Origin of the sequence: Streptomyces sp. NPDC058525, from assembly GCF_042719495.1 — a bacterium.
GTDB lineage: Bacteria > Actinomycetota > Actinomycetes > Streptomycetales > Streptomycetaceae > Streptomyces.
This window is the reverse complement of record NZ_JBHXNP010000031.1, coordinates 71,840-80,336: the sequence shown is the minus strand read 5'-3', so window position 1 is coordinate 80,336 and position 8,497 is coordinate 71,840. Positions and strand designations below refer to the sequence as shown.

Below are 8,497 nucleotides of genomic sequence, written 5' to 3'. Positions count from 1 at the left end.
GGCGCGAAGCGCACGTACGGGGTCTGGGGCGGAGCCCCAGTTTCGGGAAGGGGCGGGGTGGGGGACAAACAACTCGACCACCCCGAGGAACCCATGACCACCACCGCCATCACCAACATCGGCAGCCTCGTCACCAACGACCCCGCCCTAGGCGACGGCAGCCCCCTCGGCCTCCTCCAGGACGCGACGGTCGTCATCGACGGAGACAAGATCGCCTGGGTCGGCCCCACCGCCAAGGCCCCGGCGGCGGACGACACGTACGACGCGCAGGGCCGGGCGCTGATCCCCGGCTTCGTCGACAGCCACAGCCACCTCGTCTTCGCCGGCGACCGCACCCAGGAGTTCAACGCCCGGATGTCCGGCCGCGCCTACTCCGCCGGAGGCATCCGCACCACCGTCGCCGCCACCCGCGCCGCCACCGACGCCGAGCTCGAGGCGAACCTGGTGCGCCACCTCGACGAGGCGCGCCGCCAGGGCACCACCACCTTCGAGACCAAGTCCGGCTACGGACTCACCACCGCCGACGAGGCCCGCGCCCTGCGCATCGCCGCCGCGCACACCGAGGAGGTCACCTACCTCGGCGCGCACATCGTGTCCCCCGACTACGCCGAGGACCCGGCCGGCTACGTCGGCCTCGTCACCGGCGAGATGCTGACCGCCTGCGCCCCGTACGCCCGCTGGGTTGACGTCTTCTGCGAGAAGGGCGCCTTCGACGGGGACCAGGCCCGGGCGATCCTGACCGCCGGCGCGGCCGCCGGGCTGATCCCGCGCGTCCACGCCAACCAGCTGTCGTACGGGCCCGGCGTCCAGCTCGCCGTCGAACTCGAAGCGGCCTCCGCCGACCACTGCACGCACCTGACCGACGCCGACGTCGACGCCCTCGCCCAGGCCGCCGCCACCACGGTCGCCACCCTGCTGCCCGGCGCCGAGTTCTCCACCCGCGCCCAGTGGCCCGACGCCCGCCGCCTGATCGACGCCGGCGCCACCGTGGCCCTGTCCACGGACTGCAACCCCGGCTCCTCCTACACCAGTTCCATGCCGTTCTGCATCGCGCTCGCCGTCCGCGACATGCGGATGACCCCCGACGAGGCCCTCTGGTCGGCCACCGCCGGCGGAGCCCGCGCACTGCGCCGCACCGACATCGGCACCGTCACCCCCGGAGCCCGCGCGGATCTGGCCCTGCTCGACGCGCCCAGCCACGTCCACCTCGCCTACCGCCCGGGTGTCCCGCTCGTTTCGGGCGTGTGGCAGCGGGGTGTCCGCGTGCGCTGACGAACGGTCAATTCCGGCCTGCCCTTTGTCTTCCCTCCGCAAGGCCCCGGGCGTACCTTGAGCCACCAATCTGATGTGTCGTCAGTAACTTGTGGTCCCGAGGTCCGAGGGGAAGACGAAGGTGTCCAACCGGAAACGCTCCACCGCGCTCGCGCTGGCCTCCGCGCTGGCCGGATCGGCGGTCCTGCTGGCCGCCCCCGCGGCCCAGGCCGCGGTCGTCGACGTGGCCTACGACTGCAAGACCCCGATCGGCGACAAGTCGGCGGTGTCGCCCATCGACATCAAGGCCGTCAAGGAGGGCGACGGCTACAAGCTGACGATGTCCTTCCAGAAGGGCGTCTCGTCCAGCCCCATCGAGCTGGGCAAGGGCGCGATGAACCCCAGCGCGGTCATCGTCGTCGGCGGAGCGGAGAAGGCCTCCGTCCCGGTCTCCGGCCCGCCCAACCCCGAGGCCGCGCCCGCCAACACACCCATCAAGATCACCGACCTCTCGGGCACCTACACCCCCAAGAAGAGCGGCAAGGTCACCTTCACCGCCGGCGTGCTCACCATCAAGGCGATGGGCACCACGACCACCTGCACCCCCGGCAACAGCCCGGGCCCGTCCCTGGAACTCGACGTCACCGCCGCCGGTGGCGGTGCCCCGGCCGGTGACGAGGACGGCGACGGCGCCCTCCCGCAGACCGGCCCCACCGACTCCGCCCTCGCCCTCGGCACCCTCGGCGCCACCGTGCTGCTCTCCGGCGCGGCGGGCGTGCTCTGGCTGACCCGGCGCGGCCGGCGGGCCCGGTCCTGAACGGAGCACCCCCGGCCATGCCCGTGCTCCGACCCGCCCGAAGGCTCCGCCGCCGCGGGGTGCCGCTCCTCGCGGCCGCCGCCCTGTACGCGGCCGCCGCGGCGCCCGCCGCGGCCGCCGAGCCCGGCTGGACCGCCGAGCCCGTCGCCGGAACGGCCGCCGCCGCCCGGCCCGGCGGCGACCGCCCCTTCTTCTACCTGGCCGGAACCCCCGGCACCGTCCTCGAGGACCGCATCGCCCTGGCCAACACCACCGACCAGGAGCGCACCATCACCCTGCGCGGGGCCGACGCCTACAACACCCCCGACGGCGCCTTCGCGGTCCGCCCGGCCGGCCCCGCCGCCGAGGGCCGACCGCAGGCGCCCGGGAGCGGCGCCGGATCCTGGATCAGCTTCGGTGCCGGAGCCACCGTCAAGATCCCGCCCCGCACCCGCGCGGTCGTCCCCTTCACGCTCACCGTGCCGCCCGCCTCCCCGCCCGGCGACCACCCCGCCGCCGTCGTCGCCACCGAAGGCGGCCACGAGGTCGGCGTACGGGTCCACCTGCGGGTCAGCGGCCCCACCCTGGCCGCCCTCACGGTCGAGGACGTCGCCGTACGGGGCAGGGGCTCGGCCGCCGTCGTCTCCTACACCCTCGTCAACCGCGGCAACGTGGCCCTCGCCCCCGAGCTGGGGCTCGAGGCCGAGGGGCTCTTCGGCGAGGTGCCCGGCCGCACCGGCCGCGCCCTGCCCGTGGAACTGCTCCCCGGCCAGCGGGTGGAGCTGACCGAACCGTGGCCCGGAGCCCCGGTCCTGGACCGGGTGAGCGTCACCCTCACCGTCACCGCCCCCGGCGGCGCCCGCGCGGTGGCCGCCGGATCGCGCTGGCTCGTGCCCTGGAACCTCGTCGGCTGGACGGGGGCCGGGCTGCTCGTCCTCGGCGGGACCACCGCGGCCGCGCTGTACCTCGTACGCGCCCGCCGGCCCCGCCCGGACCCGTCGCCCGACGAGCCGACCGCGGCCGGACCTGTCCCTGCACCGGAACACGAACTGACGGGAGCCTCCCGGTGAGAAGACTCGGAGCCCTGCTCGCCGCCGGGCTGGCCGTGTGCGCGCTGGCCCTGCTCCCGGCGCCCCCGGCCGCCGCCGACGAGGGCAAGGCCGCCGTGGCGCTCTCGCTCCAGGAGGCCGCCAAGGGCACCGAGATCACCGTCACCGGCACCGGCTGGCGGGCCAAGACCCTGGTCATGCTGCTGGTCTGCGGACAGAACATGATCGGCGGCACCAACAGCTGCGCCAACTCCGACGGAGTCGCCGTATCGGTCGGCGACGACGGGCGCTTCGCCGCGCAGCTGCCCGTGGTGGCGCCGCCCAAGCCCTGCCCCTGCGTCGTCAACGTCACCTCCGTCAACGGGGACCAGTCCACCGTCGCCGCCGCGCTCAAGATCACCGACCACGAGACGGCCCCGCTGCCCGCCGAATCGGGCACGGCCCGCCTCGCGATGCTCACCGGTGTCCGCCTGGAGGGCGACGACGGGGTGCTGACCTGGTTCGGGGCCCCGCCCAGCCGGACGTTCAAGGTCACCGTCGGCAACCTCGGCTCCGCCCCCGTCAAGGACCCGGTCTTCCAGCTCGGCACCGCCCACGGGGTGTTCGCACCGCTGTGGGAGGAGGTCCGCTGGAAGGGCACGATCGCTCCCGGCGGCAAGGCGGAGATCGCCCTGAACGTGGCCCTGACCGCCGGCGCCCACGGGGACTACACCGTCTCCCTCAAGTACGGCGAGACCGTCGTGGCCACCCAGCCCTGGGGCGTGGACCGGCCGTACGGGGTCCTGCTCTTCTGGGGCCTGCTCCTGCTGGTCATCCCGGCCGCGGTGTTCCGCGTCGGCATGGCCGTCGTCGACCGGGTCCGGCCGCGCACCGCGCCCGGCGCAGGCCGTCACCGGGGTTCTGGGCCCGCCGAGATGCCTGCCCAGGCCGGTACGTCTCCTGAGGCCACCACGGCACTACTGCCGTGGTTCGCCCCACCACCGACATCCGCACCGTCTGAGATCAGTCCGACGACGAAGGGACATTCTTGAATCCTCCCCTCCGGAAGAAGGGGATTCCTGGCTCACGCTGCCTGACGGACCAGCGGCCCGTCAGGTCTTCCGCGATCAGCACCAGCCGGGTTGAAACCAGCCCGGACGACAAAGGCGAAGCAAAAGGGGATGCACGTGCTTGGTTCTCGCTACGCACTACCTGTAGCCAACTATACACGCAAAGTTGCCAACCGGAGGCCCAGGTGAAGACCCAACGGAGGGTGAGCGCGGCCGTGGTCGCGCTGCTGCTCGGCGGCGCGGGTATCGCCATTTCGGCTTCTCCCGCCGTGGCCGCCGAGGCCACGTTCAAGGTCAAGTGCGTTCCGCCGGCCGGCGGAGGAGACCCGGTGGAGGGCGAGACCACCGCCAAGATCACGGCTCCGGCCACCGCCAAGGTCGGTGACGAGGTCGAGGTGGTCTGGGAGACCGTCAAGCCCGCCTCGAACAACACGGACCTGATGGACATCCCGCAGGACTCCGTGCAGCCCACCGGCTGGATCGCGGTGGGCGGCGGCGGAACGGGCGAGCTGAAGGTCGTCGGGGAGAAGAAGAACCCGCCGATCCCGAAGAAGGCCCCCATGGTCATGTCGCCCATGAAGGCCAAGCTGAAGCTCACCAAGGCCGGCAAGGTCACCCTGACCCCCGGCAAGTACGAGGTCGCCGTCACGTTCTCCTTCGGCACCTTCGTCACCAAGTGCGCGCCGACCGGCGAGGTCAAGGGCGGGGCGACCATCGACGTGGCGGCCGGCTCCAACGGCGGAACGACCGACGGAGGCACGAACAACGGCGGCAACAACAACGGCGGCAACAACAACGGAGGCAACAACAACGGCGGCACCTCCAGCGGCGGGAACGGCGGCCAGACCGACTTCCCGGGCAAGGCCGTCGAGGTCGCCTTCGACTGCGGCCCGGTCGTCCCCGGGGGCATCAAGACCCCGGTGACGATCAACGCGAAGAAGAACGGCGGCAGCTACGACCTGACCGTCAAGACGGCGAAGGGCGCGATGGCCGCGCCCATGGCCCTGCCCGCGGGGGCCCTCAAGCCCTCGATGAACGTCAAACTGGGCGGCGCGGACAGCGGCACGGTCAAGGTCACCGGCCCGGCCAACGCGGATCCGATCCCGGACAAGGCCCCGGTCAGCCTCAACGACATGACAGGGACCTACAAGCCGGGCAAGACCGGCAAGGTGACGCTGAGCCCGGACCAGCTGACCATCGACGTGACGATGGCCCCGGGCTCCACGCCGATCAACGTGCCCTGCAAGGCGACCAGCAGCGGCGTCTCGCTGGAGCTGGACACCACCGCCCAGGCGGGCGGCTCCGGCTCGCCCTCCACCACGGGCGCCACCTCCAGCGGTCCGGGCGGGCTCGCCGACACCGGCGCCGAGGACGAGGGCGGCATCAAGGCCCTGGCCTTGGTCGCCGGCACGGTCATCCTGCTCGGCGGCGCGGTCTTCACCTTCACCCCGTGGCGCCGCCTGCGCGGCACCCGCTAGCCGGCAGCGGCCGGCGGGCGGGGGCCCGGGCGCACCGGGCGCACGCGAAACGGCCCGGCACACCTTCCGGTGTGCCGGGCCGCTCGTGTGGCGAAGGGGGGTGCGTCAGTGCACGGAGCCCATCATCGACTGGACCTTCTTGCGGTACGAGTAGACCGCGAAGCCCGCGAGCACCGCCGCGAGGGCCTCGAAGCCGATCACCCACGTGCCGTTCAGGTCCACACCCGCGATGGAGAGCAGGCTGGTCGTGCAGTCACCGGCGGTGACCGCGAGGAACCAGACGCCCATCATCTGCGAGGCGTACTTCTGGGGCGCCATCTTCGTGGTGACCGAGAGGCCGACCGGGGAGAGGCACAGCTCACCGATGGTCTGGATCATGTAGATCGAGACGAGCCACATCGGGGAGACCATGGTGCCGTCGCCGGCCATGTTCATCGGGACGATGAAGACGAAGAACGAGGCACCGACCAGCACCAGGCCCATCGCGAACTTCACGATGGTGTTCGGCTCCTGGTTCTTGCGGGCCAGCCACAGCCACAGCCAGGCGAAGACCGGGGCCAGGGCCATCACGAACAGCGGGTTCAGCGACTGGTACCAGGTGGCCGAGAAGCCGAGGCCGAGGATGGTGTCGGCGGTCTTGGAGTCCGCGAACAGGGACAGCGTCGAGCCGCCCTGGTCGTAGATCATCCAGAAGACGGCGGCGGCGATGAAGAACCAGATGTAGGCCGTCATCCGCGACTGCTCGGGGTTCGACAGCTCCTTGTCGCGCTTGATGCGCGTCAGCACGGCCACCGGGATGATCAGACCGGCCAGCGTCAGCGGGACCAGCGCCCAGTTCAGGGTGTAGTAGCCCAGCCAGACCACGGCGCCGTAGAAGACGGCGACGCCCCCGACCCAGAGCAGGACCTTCCTGATGACGGCCGAGCGCTCCTCGGGGGTCAGCGGGTTCGGGACCTCGCTGCTCTTCGGGCTCAGGTTCTTGGTGCCGATCAGGAACTGGGCGAGGCCAAGGCCCATGCCGACGGCGGCGAGGGCGAAGCCCAGGTGCCAGTTGTGCTCCTTGCCGACCGTTCCGACGATGAACGGGGCGACGAAGGCACCGAGGTTGATGCCGATGTAGAAGATCGTGAAGCCGCCGTCGCGGCGCGGGTCCTCCGGGCCGTCGTACAGGTGGCCGACCATCGTGGAGATGTTGGCCTTCAGCAGACCGGAACCGGTCGCGACGAGGATCAGACCGACGAAGAACATCGCCTGGCCGGGAAGGGCCAGCGACAGGTGACCACCCATGATCACGAAGCCGGCGATCGCGACCGTCTTGCGGGCACCCCAGACGCGGTCACCGAACCATCCGCCCGGCATGGCCATCAGGTAGACCATGGAGACGTACACGGAGTAGATGGCCGTGGTGGTGGCCGCGGTCATCGCAAGGCCGCCGCCCTGGCTGCCCGTGGCGGCGTCGGCGCCGCCCGAGACCAGGTAGTACACGAGAAGTGCGCGCATGCCGTAGTAGGAGAAGCGCTCCCACATCTCGGTCATGAACAGCGTGGCCAGGCCACGGGGGTGGCCGAAGAAGGTCGGTTCCGCGGACGGATCCGCCGAGTCCTTCGTCAGGCTGGAAGCCATGGTCGATCCTTGCTTGCTCGGGACGCGTGGCTTCGTGAGCCCATCAGCGCCCGGTGGGGGGTGGCCGGCACCGGCAGCGAAGGTCCCACCCCACGCCCGGGGGTCTCGTCCCCGTGGGGTTCGGGGGCGAAGAGACATCCGTAACCGGGATCCACGCCCGGCGCGCATCATCGCGCGGCGGGCCCGGCCCACAGGTCATTCACTGTCATCAAGCCCGGACAGGTCAGTCCGTCAAGACTGCCCGGTCCGGTCAGGACAGAAATAGAGACCTTCGGCGCGGTTTTCGGCACAAAGGTCCCTGAGGTAGTGCATCAGGCGTCTCGACACCATACGACACGACAGGGCGGCATAAGGAAGGACTTGAGATATGGATCACAGGCCATCAGGGAACCGTCTGACCATATTCGAAGGCGGTTAGCAGTTCATAAGCCCAGATAAACAGGGGTGTTCCCGCAGCCCCCTCGAACCAGTCGCCTCGGACTACCATCACCCACATGACGCGTGTACTGCTCGCCGAGGACGACGCATCCATCTCGGAACCCCTGGCCCGCGCCCTGCGCCGGGAGGGGTACGAGGTCGAGGTCCGGGAGGACGGCCCCACGGCCCTGGACGCCGGACTGCAGGGCGGCGTGGACCTCGTCGTCCTGGACCTGGGCCTGCCGGGCATGGACGGCCTGGAAGTGGCCCGCCGGTTGCGCGCCGAGGGACACGGCTTCCCGATCCTGGTCCTGACCGCCCGCGCGGACGAGGTCGACACGGTCGTCGGCCTCGACGCCGGCGCCGACGACTACGTGACCAAGCCGTTCCGCCTGGCCGAGCTGCTGGCCCGGGTCCGGGCCCTGCTCCGGCGCGGCGCCGGCGAGACCGCCCAGCCCCCCGCCACCCACGGCGTGCGCATCGACGTGGAATCGCACCGCGCCTGGATGGGCGAGGAGGAGCTCCAGCTCACGGCCAAGGAGTTCGACCTGCTGCGCGTCCTGGTCCGCGACGCCGGCCGGGTCGTCACCCGCGACCAGCTCATGCGCGAGGTCTGGGACACCACCTGGTGGTCCTCCACCAAGACCCTCGACATGCACATCTCCTGGCTGCGCAAGAAGCTGGGTGACGACGCCGCCAACCCCCGCTACATCGCCACCGTCCGCGGCGTCGGCTTCCGCTTCGAGAAGAGCTAGCACCAGCGGGCGCATTGGCGCGCTGACCTGCATGTTTGCCAGGATGAGTACCCCGGAGGGCACTTCGGGGGCTCATCGC

The 8,497-nt window shown here is 71.3% G+C and carries 7 protein-coding genes; 6 read left to right on the top strand and 1 reads right to left on the bottom strand.

Annotation, left to right across the window (positions count from 1 at the left end):
• Window positions 1–93: 93 nt before the first annotated feature.
• From hutI to ACFWP3_RS17130, 5 genes are all read left to right on the top strand, one after another.
• Window positions 94–1,272 carry an imidazolonepropionase gene (hutI, locus tag ACFWP3_RS17150; protein WP_384221425.1) on the top strand — a complete coding sequence of 393 codons (1,179 nt, stop codon included), beginning with the start codon at window positions 94–96 and terminating at the stop codon, window positions 1,270–1,272.
• A gap of 121 nt (window positions 1,273–1,393) precedes the next feature.
• A complete protein-coding gene (locus ACFWP3_RS17145) occupies window positions 1,394–2,068 on the top strand; it encodes an LPXTG cell wall anchor domain-containing protein (protein ID WP_384221423.1) in 675 nt (224 codons plus the stop codon).
• Window positions 2,069–2,085: 17 nt separating this feature from the next.
• Window positions 2,086–3,117 (top strand): hypothetical protein, encoded by a 1,032-nt coding sequence (locus tag ACFWP3_RS17140; protein WP_384221421.1) that lies wholly within the window; start codon window positions 2,086–2,088, stop codon window positions 3,115–3,117.
• Window positions 3,114–4,127 carry a hypothetical protein gene (locus ACFWP3_RS17135; protein WP_384221418.1) on the top strand — a complete coding sequence of 338 codons (1,014 nt, stop codon included), beginning with the start codon at window positions 3,114–3,116 and terminating at the stop codon, window positions 4,125–4,127. Before ACFWP3_RS17140 ends, ACFWP3_RS17135 begins: the two co-directional genes overlap by 4 nt.
• Window positions 4,128–4,330: 203 nt before the next feature.
• Window positions 4,331–5,623 (top strand): hypothetical protein, encoded by a 1,293-nt coding sequence (locus ACFWP3_RS17130; protein ID WP_384221416.1) that lies wholly within the window; start codon window positions 4,331–4,333, stop codon window positions 5,621–5,623.
• A 105-nt stretch (window positions 5,624–5,728) separates the two neighbouring features.
• On the opposite strand, the gene ACFWP3_RS17125 is transcribed toward ACFWP3_RS17130, so the two are convergent.
• Window positions 5,729–7,246 (bottom strand): peptide MFS transporter, encoded by a 1,518-nt coding sequence (locus ACFWP3_RS17125; RefSeq protein ID WP_384221414.1) that lies wholly within the window; start codon window positions 7,244–7,246, stop codon window positions 5,729–5,731.
• A 494-nt stretch (window positions 7,247–7,740) separates the two neighbouring features.
• On the opposite strand from ACFWP3_RS17125, the gene ACFWP3_RS17120 reads away from it, so the two are divergent.
• Entirely contained in the window at window positions 7,741–8,418 is a 678-nt protein-coding gene (locus ACFWP3_RS17120) for a response regulator transcription factor (RefSeq protein WP_384221411.1), read from the top strand.
• Window positions 8,419–8,497 lie beyond the last annotated feature (79 nt).

What these genes read in the sequence shown, in the direction of transcription:
- hutI (WP_384221425.1), top strand. Translation starts at nt 94, where the DNA reads ATGACCACCACCGCCATCACCAACATCGGCAGCCTCGTCACCAACGAC.
- ACFWP3_RS17140 (WP_384221421.1), top strand. Translation starts at nt 2,086, where the DNA reads ATGCCCGTGCTCCGACCCGCCCGAAGGCTCCGCCGCCGCGGGGTGCCG.
- ACFWP3_RS17125 (WP_384221414.1), bottom strand. Translation starts at nt 7,246, where the DNA reads ATGGCTTCCAGCCTGACGAAGGACTCGGCGGATCCGTCCGCGGAACCG.
- ACFWP3_RS17120 (WP_384221411.1), top strand. Translation starts at nt 7,741, where the DNA reads ATGACGCGTGTACTGCTCGCCGAGGACGACGCATCCATCTCGGAACCC.